At 73.1% G+C, this 19,837-nt stretch carries 19 protein-coding genes and 1 riboswitch; of the genes, 4 read left to right on the top strand and 15 right to left on the bottom strand.

Annotated features, from left to right (window positions below; genetic code table 11):
- Window positions 1–207: 207 nt before the first annotated feature.
- Both AB0O91_RS19740 and aceB read right to left on the bottom strand, forming a co-directional pair.
- Window positions 208–609, bottom strand: a complete 402-nt coding sequence (locus tag AB0O91_RS19740) for a gamma-glutamylcyclotransferase (protein ID WP_363434604.1) — start codon at window positions 607–609, stop codon at window positions 208–210.
- 145 nt (window positions 610–754) lie between these two features.
- The gene (aceB, locus tag AB0O91_RS19735; RefSeq protein ID WP_363434601.1) at window positions 755–2,404 is read right to left on the bottom strand and encodes a malate synthase A; all 1,650 of its coding nucleotides are present in this window, start codon (window positions 2,402–2,404) and stop codon (window positions 755–757) included.
- A 201-nt stretch (window positions 2,405–2,605) separates the two neighbouring features.
- Here aceB and AB0O91_RS19730 point away from each other — a divergent pair, with 201 nt between their 5' ends.
- On the top strand, window positions 2,606–3,403 hold the full coding sequence (locus AB0O91_RS19730) for an IclR family transcriptional regulator (RefSeq protein ID WP_363434598.1): 798 nt from the start codon (window positions 2,606–2,608) through the stop codon (window positions 3,401–3,403).
- Window positions 3,404–3,534: 131 nt separating this feature from the next.
- On the opposite strand, the gene AB0O91_RS19725 is transcribed toward AB0O91_RS19730, so the two are convergent.
- Window positions 3,535–4,833 carry a glycoside hydrolase family 16 protein gene (locus AB0O91_RS19725; RefSeq protein ID WP_363434595.1) on the bottom strand — a complete coding sequence of 433 codons (1,299 nt, stop codon included), beginning with the start codon at window positions 4,831–4,833 and terminating at the stop codon, window positions 3,535–3,537.
- Between the two features lies 1 nt (window position 4,834).
- Window positions 4,835–5,000: riboswitch (cyclic di-AMP (ydaO/yuaA leader) on the bottom strand.
- 190 nt (window positions 5,001–5,190) lie between these two features.
- A complete protein-coding gene (locus AB0O91_RS19720; protein ID WP_363434593.1) occupies window positions 5,191–6,540 on the bottom strand; it encodes a lipase in 1,350 nt (449 codons plus the stop codon).
- A gap of 257 nt (window positions 6,541–6,797) precedes the next feature.
- Here AB0O91_RS19720 and AB0O91_RS19715 point away from each other — a divergent pair, with 257 nt between their 5' ends.
- Window positions 6,798–7,127, top strand: a complete 330-nt coding sequence (locus tag AB0O91_RS19715; RefSeq protein WP_363434590.1) for a phenolic acid decarboxylase — start codon at window positions 6,798–6,800, stop codon at window positions 7,125–7,127.
- 30 nt (window positions 7,128–7,157) lie between these two features.
- Here AB0O91_RS19715 and AB0O91_RS19710 read toward each other — a convergent pair whose 3' ends face one another.
- Together AB0O91_RS19710 and AB0O91_RS19705 are read right to left on the bottom strand one after the other, a co-directional pair.
- Entirely contained in the window at window positions 7,158–8,309 is a 1,152-nt protein-coding gene (locus AB0O91_RS19710) for an alpha/beta hydrolase-fold protein (protein ID WP_363434587.1), read from the bottom strand.
- A gap of 98 nt (window positions 8,310–8,407) precedes the next feature.
- Window positions 8,408–9,127, bottom strand: coding sequence for a TetR family transcriptional regulator (locus AB0O91_RS19705; protein ID WP_363434584.1), 720 nt, complete (start codon window positions 9,125–9,127; stop codon window positions 8,408–8,410).
- Window positions 9,128–9,243: 116 nt separating this feature from the next.
- On the opposite strand from AB0O91_RS19705, the gene AB0O91_RS19700 reads away from it, so the two are divergent.
- Window positions 9,244–10,008, top strand: coding sequence for an SDR family NAD(P)-dependent oxidoreductase (locus AB0O91_RS19700; RefSeq protein WP_363434581.1), 765 nt, complete (start codon window positions 9,244–9,246; stop codon window positions 10,006–10,008).
- A gap of 482 nt (window positions 10,009–10,490) precedes the next feature.
- On the opposite strand, the gene AB0O91_RS19695 is transcribed toward AB0O91_RS19700, so the two are convergent.
- The 5 genes from AB0O91_RS19695 to AB0O91_RS19675 form a co-directional block, all read right to left on the bottom strand.
- Entirely contained in the window at window positions 10,491–11,432 is a 942-nt protein-coding gene (locus AB0O91_RS19695; protein ID WP_363434578.1) for a phosphotriesterase, read from the bottom strand.
- Window positions 11,429–11,935: a carboxymuconolactone decarboxylase family protein gene (locus tag AB0O91_RS19690; protein WP_363434575.1), complete on the bottom strand. Its 507-nt coding sequence runs from the start codon at window positions 11,933–11,935 to the stop codon at window positions 11,429–11,431. The genes AB0O91_RS19695 and AB0O91_RS19690 overlap by 4 nt, the downstream gene beginning before the upstream one ends.
- Window positions 11,936–11,952: 17 nt before the next feature.
- The gene (locus tag AB0O91_RS19685; RefSeq protein ID WP_363434572.1) at window positions 11,953–12,540 is read right to left on the bottom strand and encodes a DUF4865 family protein; all 588 of its coding nucleotides are present in this window, start codon (window positions 12,538–12,540) and stop codon (window positions 11,953–11,955) included.
- 110 nt (window positions 12,541–12,650) lie between these two features.
- Complete coding sequence (locus AB0O91_RS19680; RefSeq protein ID WP_363434569.1) at window positions 12,651–13,217, bottom strand: TetR/AcrR family transcriptional regulator; 567 nt, start codon at window positions 13,215–13,217, stop codon at window positions 12,651–12,653.
- A 288-nt stretch (window positions 13,218–13,505) separates the two neighbouring features.
- Window positions 13,506–14,525, bottom strand: a complete 1,020-nt coding sequence (locus tag AB0O91_RS19675) for an LLM class flavin-dependent oxidoreductase (protein ID WP_363434566.1) — start codon at window positions 14,523–14,525, stop codon at window positions 13,506–13,508.
- Between the two features lie 491 nt (window positions 14,526–15,016).
- Between AB0O91_RS19675 and AB0O91_RS19670 the strand changes: the two genes are divergently transcribed.
- Window positions 15,017–16,009, top strand: coding sequence for an aldo/keto reductase (locus tag AB0O91_RS19670; RefSeq protein WP_363434563.1), 993 nt, complete (start codon window positions 15,017–15,019; stop codon window positions 16,007–16,009).
- 149 nt (window positions 16,010–16,158) lie between these two features.
- On the opposite strand, the gene AB0O91_RS19665 is transcribed toward AB0O91_RS19670, so the two are convergent.
- The 4 genes from AB0O91_RS19665 to AB0O91_RS19650 all read right to left on the bottom strand — a co-directional run bounded on the left by AB0O91_RS19665 (window position 16,159) and on the right by AB0O91_RS19650 (window position 19,814).
- Window positions 16,159–17,232: an LLM class flavin-dependent oxidoreductase gene (locus AB0O91_RS19665; protein WP_363434562.1), complete on the bottom strand. Its 1,074-nt coding sequence runs from the start codon at window positions 17,230–17,232 to the stop codon at window positions 16,159–16,161.
- A 2-nt stretch (window positions 17,233–17,234) separates the two neighbouring features.
- On the bottom strand, window positions 17,235–18,140 hold the full coding sequence (locus tag AB0O91_RS19660; RefSeq protein ID WP_363434560.1) for an ABC transporter substrate-binding protein: 906 nt from the start codon (window positions 18,138–18,140) through the stop codon (window positions 17,235–17,237).
- Window positions 18,141–18,252: 112 nt separating this feature from the next.
- The gene (locus tag AB0O91_RS19655) at window positions 18,253–19,011 is read right to left on the bottom strand and encodes an ABC transporter ATP-binding protein (RefSeq protein WP_363434557.1); all 759 of its coding nucleotides are present in this window, start codon (window positions 19,009–19,011) and stop codon (window positions 18,253–18,255) included.
- A complete protein-coding gene (locus AB0O91_RS19650; protein WP_363434656.1) occupies window positions 19,008–19,814 on the bottom strand; it encodes an ABC transporter permease in 807 nt (268 codons plus the stop codon). Before AB0O91_RS19650 ends, AB0O91_RS19655 begins: the two co-directional genes overlap by 4 nt.
- Between the last annotated feature and the right edge of the window lie 23 nt (window positions 19,815–19,837).

Raw genomic sequence — 19,837 nt, 5'->3', positions numbered from 1 at the left:
CCGCACGCCCGTTCGGGCGTGCGGACCGCGGCTCCGTACCCACGGCGAGGGTGCGGGGCCGCGGCGTTCGACGGGCGGGCGGCGGACGGGCCTGAGCGGACGGGCCTGGGCGGACAGGTTTCAACGAACGGAGTTCAGCGAACAGAGTTCAGCGGACAGATGATGAAAGTTGTCATCCGTCCGCTGAACTCTGTTCGCCGTCACCCGTCAGGCCGTGCGCCCCAGCGTCGCCAGATAGGCGCGCCAGCCGCCGTGGTGGGTGATCTCGCGGTGCACGCCGCGCTCGACCTCACCCCGGGCCAGCAGCATCGAGAAGCACGCGGAGCCGTCCGCCAGCTCGATCACGCCGAGCTCCAGCTCCCGGGGCTCCCCCGGCAGGATGACGTCCCGCAGGCGCTCCAGGCTGATCTCGTACAGCTCCCCCTCGATCGCGCTGTCCACCGCCGGATCGGCCAGCAGCCCGGGGCAGACGTCCGTCCCGCCGCTGTGGTCGATGGAGAAGAAGCGGTAGCCGGGCGCGGTGCGGGCCGGGCCGATCAGCGCGTCGGCGACCTTGCCGTGGAACGGTCCGCCGGCCATCGCCTGACCGTTGAAGAAGATGCGTGCCATCAGTGAACTCCTCACAAAGAAAAGACCGTTCCGCACGGCGACGAGAGGACAGGTGGGTTCGTCGCCGTACGGAACGGAGCATCGGGCGGTGCGACTGCTACAACCCGGCAGGCGGCAGCGGAGGCGCCGACGGATAGATTGGTGCTCAGCCCAGCAGGGGCAGCGCGGGGAGGGTCAGGAAGTCCGCGAACTCCTCGGCCAGGGCGACCTGTTCGAAGAGCTGGGCGGCCTCGGTCCAGCGGCCGCCCTGATAGGCCTGGTCGCCGGACTCGGCGCGGAGCTCGGCCAGTTCGGTGGCGACCAGGTTGCGGACCAGCTCCGCGGTGGCCTTCTCGCCGGTGTCGGAGAGCACGACCCCGTTGTGGATCCACTGCCAGATCTGCGAGCGGGAGATCTCGGCGGTGGCGGCGTCCTCCATCATGTTGAAGATGCCGACCGCACCGGATCCGCGCAGCCAGGCCTCGATGTAGCGGAGGCCGACCTGGACGGCGTTGTGCAGCCCGGCACGGGTGCAGGTGCCCCCGGCGCCGGCGATGTCGAGCAGTTCGGCGGCGCCGACCGGCTCGGCCGGGCCCGGGTTGTCCTTCTGGTGGGGGCGCTCGCCGAGCACCGCGTCGAAGGAGGCCCGGGCGACCGGGACGAGGTCCGGGTGGGCGACCCAGGAGCCGTCGAAGCCGTTGCCGGCCTCGCGGTCCTTGTCCGCCTTGACCTTCTCCAGGGCGGCCGCGTTGACCTCCGGGTCCTTGCGGCTGGGGATGAAGGCGGCCATGCCGCCGATCGCGTGGGCGCCGCGCCGGTGGCAGGTCCGCACCAGCAGCCGGGTGTAGGCCGCCATGAACGGCGAGGCCATGGTGACGCTGTTGCGGTCCGGCAGGATGTAGTGCTCGCCGGCGTCGCGGAAGTTCTTGACGATCGAGAACAGGTAGTCCCAGCGCCCGGCGTTGAGGCCGGCGGCGTGGTCGCGCAGCTCGTGGAGGATCTCGTCCATCTCGAAGGCCGCGGTGATGGTCTCGATCAGCACGGTGGCCCGGACGGTGCCGTGCGGGATGCCCAACTCGGCCTGGGCGTGGGTGAACACGTCGTTCCAGAGCCGGGCCTCGAGGTGGCTCTCGGTCTTCGGCAGGTAGAAGTACGGGCCGGAGTTGGGGTCCTCGGCGCCCTTGGCGATCAGCCGGGCGGCGTTGTGGAAGAAGTACAGGCCGAAGTCGACGAAGGCGCCGGCCACCGGGACGCCGTCGACCAGCAGGTGGTTCTCGTCCAGGTGCCAGCCGCGCGGGCGGACCACGACGGTGGCGAGTTCGGCGGCCGGCTTGAGGGTGTAGGCCTTGCCGGCGGCACTGGTGAAGTCGATCCTGCCCTCGAAGGCGTCGATCAGGTTGACCTGGCCGCTGACCACGTTCTCCCAGGTCGGGGAGGTGGCGTCCTCGAAGTCGGCGAGCCAGATCCGCGCCCCGGAGTTGAGCGCGTTGACGACCATCTTGCGGTCGGTGGGGCCGGTGATCTCGACCCGGCGGTCCTGGAGGGCGCGCGGCGCCTCGGCGACCTTCCAGTCACCGGCCCGGACGTCGGCGGTCTCGGGGAGGAAGTCCAGCGTGCCGGTGCGGGCGATCTCCGCGCGTCGGGTCCTCCGCCTGGCCAGGAGCTCCTGCCGACGGCCCTCGAAGGCGCGATGGAGGCCCACGACGAAGGCGACGGCCTCCGGGGTGAGCACCTCCTCCGCCCGGTGGACGCGCGGTCCGGCGACAGTGACGACCGGAGCGGCGGGGGAGGCGCCGGGTCCCTGATCTGCAGCCATGAGCAGGACACTCCTAAGACGGTTGAGCCTGGCGAAGGGAGCTCCGGTGGGAACTTCCTCGGGAACTTCCTCGATCGTTACCCGCCTGTCGGCGAGTTCGATTCTGTAAGGTGGAGACTAGTTTCCGCGATACAGAATTTCAACGGTTTGTTGAAGAGGTCGCCGGGACTCTACTCCTCCCCGACAGCGAAGGGAACGCCGGTGGTTGCGACCCCCGACACAGCACCGACGACAGGCGCCGACCGCGCGAGCGGCGGCGTGCAGTCCGTCGAGCGCGCCTTCCAACTCCTGGAGGCACTGGCCGACTCGGGCGGGGTCGCCACGCTCAGCGAGCTCTCCACCACGTCCGGCCTCCCGATGCCGACCATCCACCGACTGGTCCGTACCCTCGTGCAGCAGGGCTATGTCCGCCAGGACACCGCACGCCGCTACACCCTGGGCCCCCGGCTGATCCGGCTCGGCGAGACGGCCGGCCGACTGCTCGGCAGCTGGGCCCGCCCGTACCTGGCCGAGCTGATGGAGGCCACCGGCGAGACCGCCAACCTGGCGGTGCTGGAGGGCGGCGAGGTGGTGTACGTCGGACAGGTGCAGTCGCGGCGCTCGATGCGGATGTTCACCGAGGTCGGACGGCGGGTGCAACCGCACTGCACCGGCGTCGGCAAGGCGCTGCTCGCCCAGCTCCCGGAGGACGAGGCGCGCGCGGTCCTGGGCCCCAACCCGCTGCCCGCGCACACCGAGTACACCCTCACCGACCCGCAGGAGCTGATGGACCAGCTCGCCGAGGCGCGCGAGCGCGGCTACGTGGTCGACGACCAGGAGCAGGAGATCGGCGTCCGCTGCATCGCGCTCGCGGTCCCGGGCGCGCCGACGCCCACCGCCCTGTCGGTGTCCGGCCCGGAGGCCCGGATCCGGGCGCTGGAGGAGCAGGCGGGAGCATCCGCACTGGTCCCGGTGATGCACCAGATCGCGACCCGCCTCGGGCAGGTGCTGGCCCCCTGACGGTCCGTCAACTTCCTGGCGATGAAGGTCCCGTGACGCAGGAACCGGCAGCCGCTCGACCTCGGCGAGGTCGGCGGGCTGCCGGTTCCTGAGAGCGGCTGGTCCTCGGGCGGCTACCCCGGCCGGACGGCTTAGCGGTAGACGCGCACGTAGTCGGCGGAGAAGCTGATCGGGGTGTTCCCCTGCGGCGCCGGGTGGTACTTGCCCGCGCTCACCGAGAGGTTGAGGATCAGGTACGCGGAGAAGTTCGCGCCCACGCCCTTGTTGTCCGAGTGCACCTTGACGCCGTTGACGTACCAGTCCACCGAGTTGGCGCCGTAGTAGGTGCCGATGGTCACCCACTGGTCCTTGGCCACGGCCTTGGTGTCGGTGTAGTACTCCGGGTCGCTCGGGTTGACGTGGTTGGTCAGCTCCAGCAGGCTCGGGTTGTCGGGGTGGTACTCGAAGGAGTCGATCTCCCCGTTGCCGTTCTTCCAGCTCCACAGCGCGGGCCAGGCGCCGGCCACGGAGGGCATCTTGACCCGGGCCTCGGCGTAGTCACCGGTCTTGACCTGGAAGCCCTCGGCGGAGCCCTCAGTGGTCAGGAAACCGGTGTTCCAGGACTGCTGCCCGTTCTCCAGGGCCGGTCCGCCGGGGGTGGCGGTGAAGGTGGCGACGCCGTTCGCGACGGTGACGTTGTTCTTGTTCAGCCAGTCGAGCTTGTTGTCACCCGGGTTGTGGTTGCCGTACTTGTACGCGGTGCTCTTGTCACCGACCCAGCGCTGACCCCAGGCGATCGGACCGTTGAACTCGTCCGACCAGGTCAGCGACTTGCCGGCGATCGGGGAGGACGGCGCGGGGGTCGTCGGGGTGGCCGTGGCGGTCGGCGACGGCGTCGCGGTGGGGGTCGTGGTGGGGGTCGTGGTGGGGGTCGTGGTGGGCTTCGCCGTCGGGGCCGGGGTGGGGGCCGGGGTGGGCGTCGCCGTGGCCGAGACCACCAGCTGCTGCGAGGGCAGGTTGTGCCAGGTGCCGCCGAGGTCCTGCCAGAAGCCGAACTGGGTGTACGTCCCGGCGGGCAGCGAGCGGGCACCGCTGGTGAAGGCGAACCCGCTCGGGCATATTCGCACGTTGCCCGCGCTGCCCGGGAAGTCCAGGTTGGCGCCGTGCGCGTCCCGGACGCCGACGCCGACGGTCTTCGCGGTGAAGCAGGACGAGGAGTGCAGGCCCAGCGAGGCGGTGGCGGCCTTGCCGGCGACCATGGTGGCGGGGCCGAGGCGGTCCTGGGTGACGGTCGGGCCGGTGGCGGCCTGGGCGCCGGGGACCGACGGCAGGCCGAGCAGGCCGGCGCCGGTGATCGCGAGCGCCCCGGTGGCGGCGAGGGCGGCGTTGCGGCCGCGGCGGGAGGGACGGGCGTGGCGGGGCGCGCGGCGGCGCCGGGCAGGCTGGTGCATGGGGTGTCCTCTGCGACGCCTGCGAGGTGAGCTGTCGGATTCGGGCTGCAGTTGCCCGGCCGCCTGTGGAGCGGCTTCACCCCTAGCCGCGGCCCGCACGCTGGTGCGCACGGGCCGGGCACTGACCTTGGTTCCCCCGCTCCCGTCCGCTGTGGTGCTCGAGTACCCGCCGGCGGGTGGACGGGACTCGGCGTCCCGGCGGCGGGGTCCGCGACGGCGGACGACGGTTGCAGGCTAGGCAGGCCGTCCGTGAACGGACAACCGGATCCGGCCGGTTGTCGCACAGCTCACAGTGGTGTCGATCAACCACGCTGCGTGGTGGCCGAGTTGATCAATCGCGCGGCGGTGCCCGGCGGTTCAGTCGAGCCAGCGGGCGACCTGGGCCTCGGCGTCCGGCGCCCAGGCCAGTTCCAGGTGGTTGAGCCCGGTGAGCAGCCGGGTGCCGCCGACCGTCGCGATCCCGGTGGTGTCCAGGGCGCTCGCGGTGAACACGATGCCGTCGCTGGGCCCCCGGTTCTCGTTCAGCACCCCCGGGATGTCGGCCGACCCGCCCGCCAGCAGGTAGGTGGGCACCGAGGCGGGGATCCCGGCGCGCTGGAGCGGGGCGATCAGCGAGCCGGCGTCGACGGCCGCCTGGATGCCCTGCCCGGAGGTGTAGAAGCCCTGGCCGCCGTAGTAGGTGGTCCACCAGTCCTGGGCGGTGGTGTCCACCCCGTAGGTCGCGTCCCAGCGGGCGAGCAGCTGGCGCTGGCCCGGGTAGCAGTCGCTGCCTCCGGTCGGCAGCACCCCGAGGCAGGGCTGCGCCGTGTACGTGCCGTAGCAGGTCATGAACAGGTGCGGGGACGGCGCGTTGGCGGTGCCCCCGCAGGCGGGCCAGGTGACCAGGTCGAAGTCCCAGCCGTGCGCGTAGACGTAGTCGAGCCCGCCGTTCGGCCCGCCGAGGGTGACCAGGCGGCGCACGTCCCCCGCGTACGCCCGCCCCCAGGAGGGGCGCACCGAGGACACGTACGCCCTCGCCGCCACCTCGCCCTTGCTCCAGGCCACCACGTCGACCCGGGGGACGCCGAGCCGGGCCCGGATCAGGGCGAGCGCGTCACCGACGGCCTGGGCCTGGAGCAGGTTGTCGCCCTGCTTGTGGGCGAAGCCGACGGCGAAGACCCGGCGGCCGGTGCCGGCCAGGTACTGGGCGAGGCCGGTGGACGGACAGCTGGACGCCCCGCAGCTGCCGCTCTCCCCCGGGTTCGCCCAGGCGCGGTCGGCGCTGTCGTTGGCGCCGTGGACCAGCAGGACGGGCGTGCCGGTGCCGCCGGTGTCCCAGCCGGTGGCGGAGTAGAGCAGGAACCGGGCCGAGGAGGGCTCGCCGGTGCCGAAGTAGGTGCGGCGGGCGCCCTCCTGATCGCCGCGGCCGTCGGCCGGGAACTGCTCGGCGCGGAATCCGGGGGTGGGGTCGAGGTAGCGCTCGACCTTCGCCCAGCCGTTGCCGGGGGCGGGGAAGGTCGCTTCGAGGACCGGCGGGGCGGCGGCCACCGCTGCGGGCGCGCCGCTCGCCGCACCGGCGGCGGGGACGCCGAGGAGCAGGGCGGTGAGGGTCAGCAGCAGGGCGCAGAGCCCGGCGGGGGTGCGTCCGGCGGGGGTGCTGTTCGTGGGGGTCCCGGTGGGGCTGGTCGTGGGGGTGTGCGCGGGGGTGGTCGTGGGGGTGCGTCTCATGGGCGTGGACGGTAGGACCGGCGTGCCGTCGACGCCCATGTGCCGGTCGCACACCGTGCGCGGCCGGGCGGTGGCGGACCGTACCGTGGTGCGGGGCCGCCCGAGTCCGCCCGGTCGGATAAATTGGAACCCTGACGTTTTCCGCGGTGCACAAGTGCACCGTGCCCGACCCGCACGATCCGCACGGTCCGTGACCGTGCGACCGCACGTCCGACCGCACCCTGCCGCTCGCTCCCGAGAAGAGGTCCCGCCCCACCATGACCGCGCCCCTGCCCGCCTTCGCCGGCCGTACCTACGTCTTCCGGGTCGACAACGGCGCGGCCTTCCGCAACTCCTACTCGGCCGACGGAACCCGGCTGCGGTGGGAGGGCCTCGGCGAGTCGGCGGGCCAGTGGGAGGACGTGCGGCTGCACGTCGCCGAGGTCGCTCCGGAGATCTACTTCGTCAGCTGGACGGAGCAGAGCGGGATCACCGTCAGTCACGTGATGGACCTCAACGCACTCACCGTACGGGCCTTCTGGACCTTCGAGGGCGAGGGCGGCCGGGTCGGCCAGCTGCACACCGGGACGCTGGAGTGGGTGGCCTGAGCGGGGTCCCGGCCCGGGCGACCCCGTCCGTCAGGCGGTCCGGCCCGGCTGGGCGGGCACCTTGAGGTGCTGGGACAGCCACTCCAGTGAGGACGGCAGCAGCGCGTTCCAGGTCTCGAAGTTGTGGCCGCCGTTCTCCAGCATGCTGTACGAGACCTTCATCGGGCTCTGCACCGCTTCGACGAACGCCTCGGTGTCCCGCTTGTAGTTGCCGTCGCCCTTCTTGGTGCCGGCCAGCAGCACCGAGACGTCCGGCTGCGGCAGGTTCTTCAGCCGCCACATCAGGTCGGCCTCGTTGCGGCGCTGCTTGCTGCCGCCGAAGAGGTCACCGGTCGTCGGGTCGTCGGCGGCGTCGTAGTACCCGGACAGGGAGACCGCGGTCGGGAAGACGTCCGGGTGGCGCATGGCCAGCTTGACGGCGCAGTAGCCGCCGGTCGAGTTGCCCATGAAGGCCCAGGCGTGCGGATCGGTCGAGACCCGGTAGCTGGCCTGGATCGCCGAGGTGACGTCCTTGGTGAAGTAGGTGTCGGACTGGGCGCCGCCCGGGATGTCCTCGCACTCGGTGTCCTGCGGCAGGGCGGGCGAGGGCTGCAGCATGACCATGACGGTCGGCTGCATCCGGCCCTCCTGCAGCAGCTTGAGCGCCGCACCCGGGTAGTTGAAGCGGGTGATCAGGTTCTCGGCGATTCCTGGGAACCCGGTGCTGACGATCACGGCTGGGAACTGCCGGTGCGCGTACTCGGGCTGGAAGTACTGCGGCGGCAGGTAGACGAAGCCCTCGGTCGACAGCCGGCTCTCCTTGCCGTCGATCCGGACCTTGCGGATCTCGCCGGACTGGCCGGGCTCACGGCCCATCGCGCCACCGCCCTTGACCGAGGCCTGGCCGATGGTCTCCACGAGCAGGCGGCCGGAGGCGTCCGCCTTGTTGTGGATCACCACCGGACCGGTGCTGCCGGTGCCCAGCAGGTCGTCCCAACTGCTGTAGAAGGCGAAGTAGTTGTTGGCCACCAGGCCGAGCGCGGCGAGCACCGTGAGCTGGGTGGCGAGCAGCGTGCCGATCCGGCCGAGCACCGCCTGCCAGCTCTTCCTGGCGAGTCTGGGCCAAAGCCAGACCGTGCCGACCATCATCACGACCGCTATCAGTACGGTCAGCGCCAGCACTTTGTGGCTCGTCAGACCCATGTCCCAGTTGCTCCCACGCCTCGAACTCCACGCCCCCTCCGCTCAGGGACATCCGAGGTGGTCACCCCGGTTCCCCCACCGGGGCGCGAGGACCAACCCTAGCGGGAGCTGGGAGGAAGCTGATCGGCGGCTGTGCGGCTGCGGCCGTGGGGCCACGCCTCGGCCGTCCGACCCCAGAGCCGCAGGCCCGCCGTGAGCTCGCGCATGCAGCGGGCCCCGAGGTCCTGCGGGGAGCCCGGGCCGGTCACCGACGCCTCCGAGGCCGCCCACTGCTCCAGGGCCACCCGGATCGCCACGGTGGCCGCGGCGGCGGCCAGCCGGATCTCCAGCGGGTCGGCGCCTTCCGGGCAGCGGTCGGCCAGCACGGACCGCAACCGCTCCTCCGACGCCGAGTGGACCCGCTGCCAGGTGCCGTCCAGCCGGGGGTCGCGCAGCAGACTGCGGGTCCAGTGCATCGCCTCGACGGCCTCGTCGTCGGCCGGGGTCAGCGACTCGACCGCCGACCGCTCCAGCGCGTCGCGCAGCGGCAGCTCGGCCGGACTCCCGGCGAGCAGGTCCACCCAGCGCTGCCCGCCCGCCGCCAGCAGCGGGGCGACGGCGTCCTCCTTGACGGAGAAGTATCGGTAGAAGGTGCGCAGCGAGATGCCCGCGGCGGCGGCGACCTCCTCGGCGGTGGTCGCCTCGGCGCCCCGCTCGGCGAAGAGCGCGGCGGCGGTGCGGGCGATCTCCAGCCGGGTGGCGTCACGGCGGCGCTGGGTCAGGGTCGGGCGTCCGGTCACAGGGGTCAGCGTACGCATCCGGGCGGCACCGTGGCACATCGCGTCGCAGTGGCAGATGGCGCTGGCATGGCACGTCGAGACTTATTGGCGCAACGTGCCATGAAGGCGTACCGTGCCTCTCAAGGTCGAGAGACCGCGAACGAAGGAGAACCACCATGGAGCGCTTCAGCGGACGGAACGTCCTGATCACCGGCGGCGGCTCTGGCATCGGCCAGGCGACCGTGCACCGGGTCCTCGCCGAGGGCGGCCGGGTCGTCGCAGTCGACGTCGACGAGGACGGCCTGAAGAGGACCCTGGACCGCGCGACCGCCGACGGCACCGCCGACCGGCTGACCGTCCAGGTGCTGGACATCGCCGACGAGACCGCCGTGGTGGCGGGCGTCGCCGAGGCGATCGCGGGCCTGGGCGGCCTGGACGTCCTGGTCAACGCGGCCGGCATCCTCCGCTCCTCGCACACCCACGAGACCACCCTGGAGTTCTGGAACCGGCTCCTCGCGGTGAACCTGACCGGCACCTTCCTGATGACCCGCGAGGCGCTCCCCGCGCTGCTCGCGAACGGCAGGGGCGTGGTGGTCAACTTCAGCTCCACCTCCGCGACCTTCGCCCACCCCTACATGGCCGCCTACGCCGCGACCAAGGGCGGCATCCAGTCGTTCACCCACGCGATCGCCTCGGAGTACTCCAAGCAGGGCCTGCGCGCGGTCTGCGTCGCGCCGGGCAGCATCGACAGCGGCATGACCAACAACCCCGGCCTGCCCGCCGACGCCGACTTCAGCCTGCTCGCCAAGCTCTCCCCCGCCCTCGGCCAGGGCTTCGCGGGCCCGGAGACGGTGGCCGGCGTGATCGCCATGCTCGCCTCCGACGACGGCGCCTTCGTCACCGGCACCGAGCTCCGCATCGACGGCGGCACCCACATGTGAGCCGTCGGTCCGGCCCGCGGCGGGGTCTGTGCCGTCCCCCATCCGGCACAGGCCCCGTCGGCGTCCCCGCGCCCGGGTCGGCGGGTCCGGCCCGCAGGCCCGGTCCTCCCCGGCCGGCCGTCGGAGCGGCTGGTGCGCCGGCAGCAGCGGACGGCTGATCCCGTCGGGGAGGAGTTCGCTCGCCGGACTCGGGGAGCGGGACGGCCCCGTGGCGCCGGTAGCGGATCGGCGCGGGTTCGTTGCCGGGGAGCACGGTGCGGCGCAGCGTGCGGCACGTCGGTCAGGGCGGCCGTCCGGAGGACCGGCACGCCGCCCGCCGCACGAGCCCTCGGCGCGAGCCGTGGGCCGGTCGGTCCGCCGGTCGGTCCGCCGGTCGGTCGACCGGTCCGTCATCCGCCCGGCCCGTGCGGCGCCCCTGGTGCGGTGGCTCTTCCGACCCGGGCACCGGTCCTCGTCAACGGGTGCTCACGGGCGCGGGTTCCTCACGGGGCGCGCCAGTCGGTGGCCAGGGCGGCCGCCGGGTTGGCGACCAGCAGCCGGTCGGGCAGCTCGGGCCCGAACGCGCCGGCCAGCCGCGGGGCGAGCTCGGTCAGCAGCCGGACGGGGCCGCCGGCCGCACGGGCCGTCCGGCTGGTGGTGTCGGCGCCGAGCAGCAGGCGGTCGGCGTGGCCCGCCTCGACCAGGTCGGCGATCAGGTCGAAGGCCTGGAGGTCGTCCGGGTGGCCGATCCGGGAGGGGCTGTCCAGCGAGAGGAACACACCCTCGGCGGCGAGGCTGCGGTGCACGGCCCGGTCGGTGAAGCGGGTGAGGTGGCCGAGGACGATCCGGTCGGGGTGGACGCCGTGGCGGCCGGAGAGCCGGTCCAGGAGCCCGTGCGGGTCGCCGGCGGGTTCGAGGTGGACGGCGATGGGGGCGCCGGTGGCGTGGTGCGCCTCGGCGGCGGCGGCCGCCGTCCGGCGGGTGTGCGCGGTGAGCGGGCCCGCATCGTCGGCGATCTTGATCAGGCCGGCCCGGACACCGGGGGCGGCGTCGGGGAGACCGGTGGTGAGGTCGGCGACGAAGCGCTCGGCGAGGTCCGGGTACGGGGTCGTCGGGCCGTCGTCCGCGGCCGGGAACCGGCCCAACGGGTAGTGGGCCGCCTGGTGCGCGCCGGTGGCCGCGACGAGCTGGACGCCGGTCGCGCGGGACAGCGCGGCGAGGGCGGCCGCGCCGCGGCCCAGGCCCCGGGGGGTCCACTGCACGAAGGTGCGCCCGCCGGCCGTGGCGTAGGCGCGCAGCACGTCCTCGGCGGCGGCCGGGTCGTCCAGCTCCTGACCGGGGAGGAGCGGGCTGCGGAAGAACAGGTGGTCGTGGGAGTCGGTGACGCCCAGCTCGCTGGGGGCGAGGTCGCCCAGGACGGTCCGTACGGTGCGGGTGGCGGTCATGCGTGGCGCTCCCTCGGGGTCTCGGTCGGGGTGACCGCCGGGGCGCCGGTCAGGGAGTCGGACGGAGAGGTCGTCGGGGAGTCGGCCGCCGTGAAGGTCGCGGTGGCGACCCGGAGGCCCGCCAGGGCCTTGGGCACACCGACGTACGGGGCGAGGTGGACGATGACCTCGGTGATCTCCTCCCGCGTCAGCCCGATCCGGAGGCTGTTGCGGACGTGGTCGGCGAGCTGCGGCTCGACGCCGCCGAGGGCGGTCAGCGCGGCCAGGTTGGCGATCTGGCGGTCGCGCAGGGCCAGTCCGGGGCGTTGGTAGGTGCCGCCGAAGAGGCTGGTGACGATCCAGTCGGGGAATCCGGGGGCGAGCGGCTCCAGTCCGCCGAGGGTCTCGGCGGCGGCCGGGCCGGCCAGCTCGGCGAGCAGGGCGTAGCCGGCTTCGCGGTCGAGCGGGGCCGGCGTGAGGGCGGGCGGGACCGGCGTGACGGCCGGCGGGGTGGCAGCGGACATCGCGGGGAGGGGACCTTTCACCAGTGGCGACCGGTCGGCAGCCGGTCGAGTTCGGGGCGGGACAGGTGCAGCACCCGGTAGCGGGCACCGGGCACGCCGTCGGGCGCCGGGCCGTGCCAGAGGGCCAGGCTGAGCAGTTCCCAGCGGCCCGGGTCCACGGCGACGGCTGCGGTGTGCAGGCCGGGGTGCTGGGGGAGTTCGGCCAGGGCCCGGAGGGCCTGTTCGACCGCCTCGGCCGGGTCGGCGCCCTCGGGGAGCGGCACGGTCGCGCGGGTCGCGGTGGTCGGGGCCTGCTCGGTCCGGGTGCCCGCGACCAGGCCCGCGCCGAGCCAGTGGTGGACGACGGGGCGGCCGAAGTCGGCACTCAGGCCGCGGAAGCCCGGGCCCCAGAGGAAGCCGTTCATGCCCTCGGCGGTGCGCCAGAGGTAGAACGGCGCGTACTGGTTGACCGGTGAGCCGTCCTGCCCGCGCTCGCGGATCAGATAGGCCTTGAGGCCGAGGCCCGGGTGGGCGTCGAGCAGGTGGCCCTTGTCGGCCACGCGCCGGCGGATGACGCCCATGTCGTAGTCGGCGGGGAGGGTGATCTCGTACTGCATGGCGTGCACGGCGGACTCCCGGGGCTGGGGCTGGGGCTGACGCGACTGACGGCGTGTGAGCGGTCGGGCGGAGGGGGTTCGTCAGGTGCGGCGTTGCCTGCTCGGGCGGCGCCTGGTCGTCAGGCCCGGCGGTGGGCGGCGAGCAGGCCGAGGGCGCCGCGGACGGCCTGGTCGAAGGGTGCGGCGCTGTCCGCGGCACGGGCCAGGACGTAGCCGCCCTGGACGACCGCGACCACGGCGGCGGCGGTGTCCGCCGGATCGAGGGCCGGGGCGAACTCGCCGTGCGCCTGCCCTTCGGCGATCAGGTCGGCGATCCGGCCGCGCAGCCAGTCGAAGGTCTCCTCGACCGGGGCGCGCAGCTGCGGGTCGGCGACCACGTCCGGGTCCTGGGCCATCCGGCCGATCCGGCAGCCGCGCAGCACCTCGCGGTCGCGGTGCAGGTAGGCGGCGATCCGGTCGTACGCGCCGCCGGGGGCGGCGAGGTCCACCTCCGCGATGCCGCGCATCTGTTCGGCGCTGCGGCGCAGGGCGGCGGCCGCGAGGTCGGGCTTGCCGGTGAAGTGGTGGTACATGCTGCCCTGGCCGACGCCGGAGCGCTGCTGGATGGCCTTCGGACTGGTGCCGACGTAGCCGCGCTCCCAGAGGAGGGCCTGGGTGCTCTCGATGAGGCGGTCCTGGGTGGTCATGTGTTCACTGTACATACCAGTAGGTACAGGCGGAAGCGGATTCCCCGCTCCGGACCGCCCGCCGGGCGGAGGGCAGGAGGCGAGAGGGGTCGCGAGGGACGAAGACCGAGGGCCGTGCGCCGCCCCCCGGCGGCCACGGCCCCTCGACCGTTCGTCATCCCCCGCGCCGCCGACGGGCATTCCGCCGCCACTGGTGGCGCGCGTCACGTCACCGACGGTCGCGGGCGTCACGCGGAGTAGCCACATCGGGCGGAGGGTTGCGCCGTCCTGCGGAGCGGCGCCCGTCCCTCAGGGGAGCTCCCGCCGGACCACCGGGGCGACTTCCGCCGCGAACAGCTCCAACTGCGCCCGCTGGGCGTCCTCGGTCAGCGCGTCAACTCCGATGCCGACCACCTCGTTGCCGAAGGCCTCGTGGTAGCGGTGGATCTTCTCGATCACCTGCTGCGGACTCCCGACCAGGGCCGACCCCTCCGCCAGCGCGTCCTCCAACGATCCGAACGGCGAGTTGTTGTGCCTGCCCGCCGCCGAGTTGAACATCGCGTCCCAGTAGGGGCGGAAACCCTCGACCGCGTCCTGCGAACGCCTCGCGACGTACAGTCCACCGAAACCCGCACCCACCCGGGCCTCCTTGGGGTCGTGGCCGTAGTGCTCCCAGCGCTCGCGGTAGTGCTCCACCAGGGCCCGGTACTTCGCCAGCGGATGGAAGGCGTTCGCGGAGAACAGCGGATCGCCGTACCGCGCCGCCAGGTCGGTGGACCGGGTGCTCGTCGCACTGCCGTGCCAGACCGGGATCGGATCCTGGAGCGGGCGCGGCCAGACCGTGGCCCCGGCGAGCGGCGGGCGGGTCGACCCCTGCCAGCTCACCTCCTCCTCGCGCCAGAGCCGGCGCAGCAGCTCGTAGTTCTCGGCGAGCGCCGACCACTGACGCTCCTCGGGCAGACCGAACAGGCCGAAGTGGCGCGGGTCGTTGCCCTTGCCGATGATCAACTCGACCCGGCCGCCGGACAGTTGATCCAGAAGCGCGTAGTCCTCGGCGACCCTGACCGGATCCAGCACGCTGAGTACCGTCACTGCGGTGAACAACCGGATGGTGGTGGTGCGGGCCGCGATCGCGCTCAGCAGCACGGGAGGCGCCGGCGAGAGGAACGGCTCGCCGTGCCGCTCCCCCACCCCGTAGCCGTCGTAGCCGAGTTGCTCGGCCAGGACGGCCTGGTCGATCACGTTCCGCAGTTTCTGCTCCGCGCTGCGCCGGACCCCGGTGACGGGATCGGGAGCATTGGCGACGAGGGACGAGACGGTGAACCGCACGGCGGTCTCCTTGGGGCGCTCGATGGTCGGAAGGCGGGACGGCGCCGGGCCGCCCGGAGCGCTGCGGGACGCGGGAGGCGCGGTGCGGAACGTTCTCGGTGAGGAACATTCGCGGCGCGGAGGTTCGCGGTACCGGACCGGGGAGGTGCGGTGGCGCTGCGCTCGGGCGGGCAGCACCGGGGCGGACCGGAGGACGGACCGGGGACCCGCCCGGGGAGGTCCCGGCGGGCGGGGCGGCTCGGCGAGCGGTGTCAGCGCACGGTGCTGCGGCGGGGGCGACAACAACAGCGGGGCGCGGTGATCGCGGTCCGGACTGCCATCACGCTCCCCCTTCGCCTCGCTCGCGGCGCCCTGCGGTGCTCGACGCCGCCCGGCCTGCGCGGCCTGTACGGCCCTGCACCGGCCCTGCACGGTCCTCCGCGAGGATATGCAGCGGCCCGGAAACCGGGCAAGGGCTTGATCGGGCCGGTCCGGCTGGCAAGATGTCCGGCATGAGCTACCTCGCCGCGGATGACCGCTATGCCTCGATGACCTACCGCAAGGCCGGCCGCAGTGGCGTGCAGCTGCCCGCCGTCTCACTGGGCCTCTGGCACAACTTCGGTGACGCCCAACCGCTGGACGTGCAGCGGGCGGTGCTGCACCGGGCCTTCGACCGCGGTGTCACCCACTTCGACCTGGCGAACAACTACGGCCCGCCGTACGGCAGCGCCGAGCGCAACTTCGGCTACCTGTTCGCGCAGGACTTCCGGCCGTACCGCGACGAGCTGTTCATCGCCAGCAAGGCCGGGTGGGACATGTGGCCCGGCCCGTACGGCAACGGCGGCAGCCGCAAGTACCTGCTGGCCAGCCTGGACCAGTCGCTGGGGCGGATGGGGCTGGACTACGTCGACGTCTTCTACTCGCACCGCTACGACCCGGACACCCCGCTCGAGGAGACGATGGGGGCGCTGGACAGCGCGGTGCGCTCGGGCAAGGCGCTGTACGCCGCGATCTCCAACTACCCGGCGGAGCAGCACCGGGAGGCGGTGGCGATCCTGCGCGAGCTGGGGACGCCGGTCCTGCTGAACCAGTCGGCGTACTCGATCCTCAACCGGACGGTGGAGGAGCAGGGCGTACTGGAGGCGGTGGGTGACACCCAGACCAGCCTGATCGCCTACTCTCCGCTCGCCCAGGGCCTGTTGACTGACCGCTACCTCACCGGGCAGGTGCCGGCGGGCTCGCGGATGTCGGTCGGCAAGTTCCTGAAGGAGGAGGTGCTGACCGGGCCGAAGCTGGAGCAGCTGCGGGCGCTGAACAAGGTCGCCGAGCAGCGCGGGCAGAGCCTGGCGCAGCTGGCGCTGTGCTGGGTGCTGCGGGACCCGCGGGTGGTCTCGGTGATCATCGGGGCGAGCAGCGTGGGCCAGCTGGACCAGAACCTCGACGCGCTGGCCGGCGGGCCGCTGACGGAGGAGGAGCTGGCGGAGATCGACCGGCTGAGCCGCTGACGGACGGCGGGGCACGGGCAACGGATGACAGATGACAGCTGACAGATTTCGAAATCTGTCAGCTGTCATCTGTTCGCTGAACTCTGTTCGCTGTTACCTGTTACCTGTGACCTGTCAGCCGTCAGCCGTCAGCCGTCAGCCGTCAGCCGTCAGCGCCGGATGCCCAGCGCGGGCAGGACGGTTTCGGCGACCCGGTGGGCTTCTTCCAGCAACGGATTGCCGGAGAGGATGAAGGTGTCGACGCCCAGGGCCTCGAACTCCTGCAGCCGCTCGACCACCTGGGCGGTCGAGCCGACCACCGCCGTCCCCGGCCCGGGGCGGAACAGGCTCATGCCCGGCCAGAGGTTCGGGTGGGTCTCCAGCTCCCGGGCACGCGCCGGGACCTTGCCGCCGTGCTGACGGAACTGGCGCTGCCAGCCGACGCCGTCCTCGCCCTCGGCCGAGCCCAGCTGCCGGGCGTACGTCGCCTGGCTGGTCACGTCGAGCAGTCGGTCGGCGGCCGCCCAGGCCTCGTCCTCGGTGTCCCGGACGATCAGGTGCAACCGCAGTCCGATCCGCAGGGTCCGGCCGTGGGCGGCCGCGCGCTCGCGGACCCGGTCCAGCTTCTCCCGGAGCAGGTGCGGGGGTTCGCCCCAGGTCAGGTAGACGTCGACGTGCTCGGCCGCCATCTCGATGCCCGCTGGTGAGCTGCCGCCGAACCAGAGCGGGATACCGCCCGGCTGCACCGGGGTGAGCTCGCGCAGGCTCGCCCCCGCGTTCTTCAGCCGGTAGAACTCTCCCTCGTGGTCGAAGACTTCACCCGAGGTGAGGCGCTTGACGATCGACCAGTACTCGGCGCTGAGCCGGTAGCGGTCGTCGTGCTCGACGTCCAGTCCGTACTCGCGCAGCTGCGCGGTCGAGCCGTTGACCACGTTGAAGCGCAGCCGTCCGCCGTACTGGTGGTCGAAGCTGAGCGCCATCTTGGCCAGCAGGGTGGGCGAGACCAGGCCGGGGTGGACGGCCAGCAAGGGCTTGAAGCCCGGCCCGGTGGCGGCGGCGAGCGCGCTGCCGAGCGTCCAGACGTCGTACAGGTCGGTCGCGAGCAGCGCGCCGGTGTAGCCCAGGCGCTCGACGCTGCCGGCCAGTTGCTGGAGGTAGCGCAGGTCGACCGGGCGGCGACCGGCCGGTTCCCAAGGGTAGTGCCCCTCGCGCGGGATGATGTACCAGAGGACTTCGGAGGCCACGGTCAGCGGTCCTTCCCGAGCGCGGCGGCCACCGGGGCCTCCAGGGCGGGCAGGTGGGCGTCGGCGACGGTCAGCGGCCGGCCGATGAAGCCGACCCGGTGGAAGATGTCCGCGGCCTCCTGCTGCTCGGCGACGAACCCGGCCGTGGCGGGCTCCAGTTGCCAGGGAAGAGCGGCGAGCGCGGTCCGCCAGTCGGCGGCCGTGCCACCCAGTTCCCCGGCCGCGATCGCGGCGGCCTCGGCCGGGTGGGCCGCCACCCAGGCGTCCGCCCGGCGCAGTGCGGTGGCGATCGCGGCGACCACCTCGGGGCGCGTGGCGGCGAAGTCCCGGCGGGTGAAGAAGACCGAGCGATCGGTGATGACGTCACCGGTACGGATCAGCTCGCGGAACTCCCCGCCGCGACGGGCGGCGGCGAGTTCGGCGCCCTGGGCGATCCAGCCCGCGATCTCCCCCTCGCGCAGCCGCCGCGCCTGGTCCTCCCCCACCGCCGGGCGGGCCGGGGTGACGTCCTCGCCGTACGAAAGGCCCTGGGCGTGCAGGGCCTTGGCGAGCAGATGGGTCTGCCAGGAGCCGATGCCGAGGACGACGGTGCCGCCCTTGAGGTCGGCGACCGTGCGGACCGGCCCGGCGTCCAGGACCAGCAGCGCACCGTGATCGGGGCGGGGTGCGGAGACCACCGCGTACACCAGGTCGTGGCCGGCCGCCTGGGCGGTGATCGGCGGGGTCGACCCGGTGCCGCCGAAGTCGATGGTGCCGTCGGCGAGCAGCTCCCCGGTGCGGGTGCCGTCGGTGTAGTGGTGGAAGCTGCCGCGCTCGCCGAGCGGGGCCAACTCCTCGTCCAGATAGGGAAGCCGGGCGAGGTAGTAGAGCGAGGGATTGCTGGCGTGGACGCCGAGGGTGACGGTCATCTGGTCAACTCCGGTGGTGCGTGCGGATCGTGCAGGAGACGGACGGGGTGCGAGGAAGGACTGCGGGCGGCGCGGGCGGCCCGCGGCGGGCGGGGTCGCCGCGGGCCGACGTTCAGTGGACGCCGAGATCGGCGAGCAGCCGGCGCCGCAACTCGGCGAAGGCCGGGTCGGCGGGGTCACGGGGGTGATCGACGGCGACGGCGTCGTCCCGGACCAGCCGGCCGTCGCGCAGGACGGCGACGCGGTCGGCGAGCCGGACGGCCTCGTCCACGTCGTGGGTGACCAGCAGGACGGCCGGACGGTGCCTGCGCACCAGGTCCCCCACCAGGTCCTGCATGCGCAGCCTGGTCAGGGCGTCCAGGGCTGCGAACGGTTCGTCCAGCAGGAGGAGCTGCGGCTCGCGCACCAGCGCCCTGGCGAGCGCCACGCGCTGCGCCTCACCGCCCGAGAGGGTGGCCGGCCAGGCCTCGGCGTGCCGCTCCAGGCCGACTTCGGCGAGCGCCCGCAGTCCGGTCTCCCGGGTCGCGGCGCCGCGCGGCAGGCCGACCGTGACATTGGGCAGCACCCGCTTCGACGGTACGAGCCGCGGCTCCTGGAACACCACCGTGCGCACCGGCGGGACGAGCACCGTGCCCTCGTCCGCCTGGTCGAGCGCACCGAGGATGCGCAACAGGGTGGTCTTGCCGGTGCCGCTGGCGCCGAGCAGTGCGACGAACTCACCCCGGGCGATGGAGAGGTCGACCCCGTCGAGGACCGCCCGGGCACCGAACACCTTTCGCAGACCCCGCAGATGGACGGCCGGGACGGCAGTGGGGCCGGTGGCGGGGGCGCCGACCTGGACGGTGGAGGACGGGGTGCTGGGGGTGGTCATCGGGCGACTCCCGGGACGGCGCGGCGCCACGGCATCAGCAGACGTTCCAGGATCCGGACGATGCCGTCGGCGGCGAGGCCGAGCAGCCCGTAGATCAGGATGCAGACGGCGAGGACGTCGGTGCGCGAGTAGTTCTGGGCCTGGGCCATCAAGTACCCGATACCCTCGGTGGAGTTGATCTCCTCGGCGGCGATCAGGGCGATCACGCTGAGTGTCATCGAGAGCCGCAGCCCCGACAGCAGCGACGGCAGCGCCCCGGGCAGCACGACGGTGCGCACGATCGCCCAGCGGCCCAGACCGAAGCTCCGCATCGCCTCGACCAGCTTGCGGTCGGTGTTGCGGACGCCGCCCGAGGCGGAGACGTACATCGGGAAGCTGGTGGCCACCCCGATCAGCGCCACCTTCGCGGTCTCGGTGATGCCGAACCAGACCATGAACAGCGGGACCAGCGCCAGGAACGGTACGGTGCGCAGGACTTGGATCGCCGAGTCGAGCAACTCCTCGCCGAGGCGGGTGAATCCGGTGACCACACCGAGCACCAGCCCGGTGGTGGCGCCGAGGAGGAGCCCGAGCCCGGCCCGGGTCAGCGAGACGGTGAGGGCGTCGGTCAGCTGTCCGTTGCCCCACAACTCGCCGACGGCTTCGGCGACCTGGCCGGGCGAGGCGAGCACGTCCTGGGTGAGTGCGCCGGTGGCGGAGGCGAGCGCCCAGCCGCCGAGCAGGGCCAGCGGGCCGAGCGTGCGCAGGAGCACGGCGAGGGCGCGGGGGCGGGGCCGTCGGCGTTCGGCCCGTGGGGGCACCAGGCCCGCGGCCAGGGCGGCCCGGG

The sequence above is a fragment of the Kitasatospora sp. NPDC089797 genome (assembly GCF_040684795.1).
In the GTDB taxonomy this organism is placed as follows: domain Bacteria; phylum Actinomycetota; class Actinomycetes; order Streptomycetales; family Streptomycetaceae; genus Kitasatospora.
Note: the sequence above shows the minus strand (reverse complement) of the source record. Positions and strands in the feature narration are given on the sequence as shown.

Excerpts from the sequence above, each read along its gene's own strand:
- AB0O91_RS19670 (WP_363434563.1), top strand. The coding sequence starts at position 15,017 with ATGAGCTACCTCGCCGCGGATGACCGCTATGCCTCGATGACCTACCGC.
- AB0O91_RS19680 (WP_363434569.1), bottom strand. The coding sequence starts at position 13,217 with ATGACCACCCAGGACCGCCTCATCGAGAGCACCCAGGCCCTCCTCTGG.
- AB0O91_RS19705 (WP_363434584.1), bottom strand. The coding sequence starts at position 9,127 with ATGTGCCACGGTGCCGCCCGGATGCGTACGCTGACCCCTGTGACCGGA.
- aceB (WP_363434601.1), bottom strand. The coding sequence starts at position 2,404 with ATGGCTGCAGATCAGGGACCCGGCGCCTCCCCCGCCGCTCCGGTCGTC.
- AB0O91_RS19725 (WP_363434595.1), bottom strand. The coding sequence starts at position 4,833 with ATGCACCAGCCTGCCCGGCGCCGCCGCGCGCCCCGCCACGCCCGTCCC.
- AB0O91_RS19660 (WP_363434560.1), bottom strand. The coding sequence starts at position 18,140 with ATGACCGTCACCCTCGGCGTCCACGCCAGCAATCCCTCGCTCTACTAC.
- AB0O91_RS19715 (WP_363434590.1), top strand. The coding sequence starts at position 6,798 with ATGACCGCGCCCCTGCCCGCCTTCGCCGGCCGTACCTACGTCTTCCGG.
- AB0O91_RS19700 (WP_363434581.1), top strand. The coding sequence starts at position 9,244 with ATGGAGCGCTTCAGCGGACGGAACGTCCTGATCACCGGCGGCGGCTCT.
- AB0O91_RS19655 (WP_363434557.1), bottom strand. The coding sequence starts at position 19,011 with ATGACCACCCCCAGCACCCCGTCCTCCACCGTCCAGGTCGGCGCCCCC.
- AB0O91_RS19720 (WP_363434593.1), bottom strand. The coding sequence starts at position 6,540 with ATGAGACGCACCCCCACGACCACCCCCGCGCACACCCCCACGACCAGC.
- AB0O91_RS19710 (WP_363434587.1), bottom strand. The coding sequence starts at position 8,309 with ATGGGTCTGACGAGCCACAAAGTGCTGGCGCTGACCGTACTGATAGCG.
- AB0O91_RS19740 (WP_363434604.1), bottom strand. The coding sequence starts at position 609 with ATGGCACGCATCTTCTTCAACGGTCAGGCGATGGCCGGCGGACCGTTC.
- AB0O91_RS19695 (WP_363434578.1), bottom strand. The coding sequence starts at position 11,432 with ATGACCGCCACCCGCACCGTACGGACCGTCCTGGGCGACCTCGCCCCC.
- AB0O91_RS19690 (WP_363434575.1), bottom strand. The coding sequence starts at position 11,935 with ATGTCCGCTGCCACCCCGCCGGCCGTCACGCCGGTCCCGCCCGCCCTC.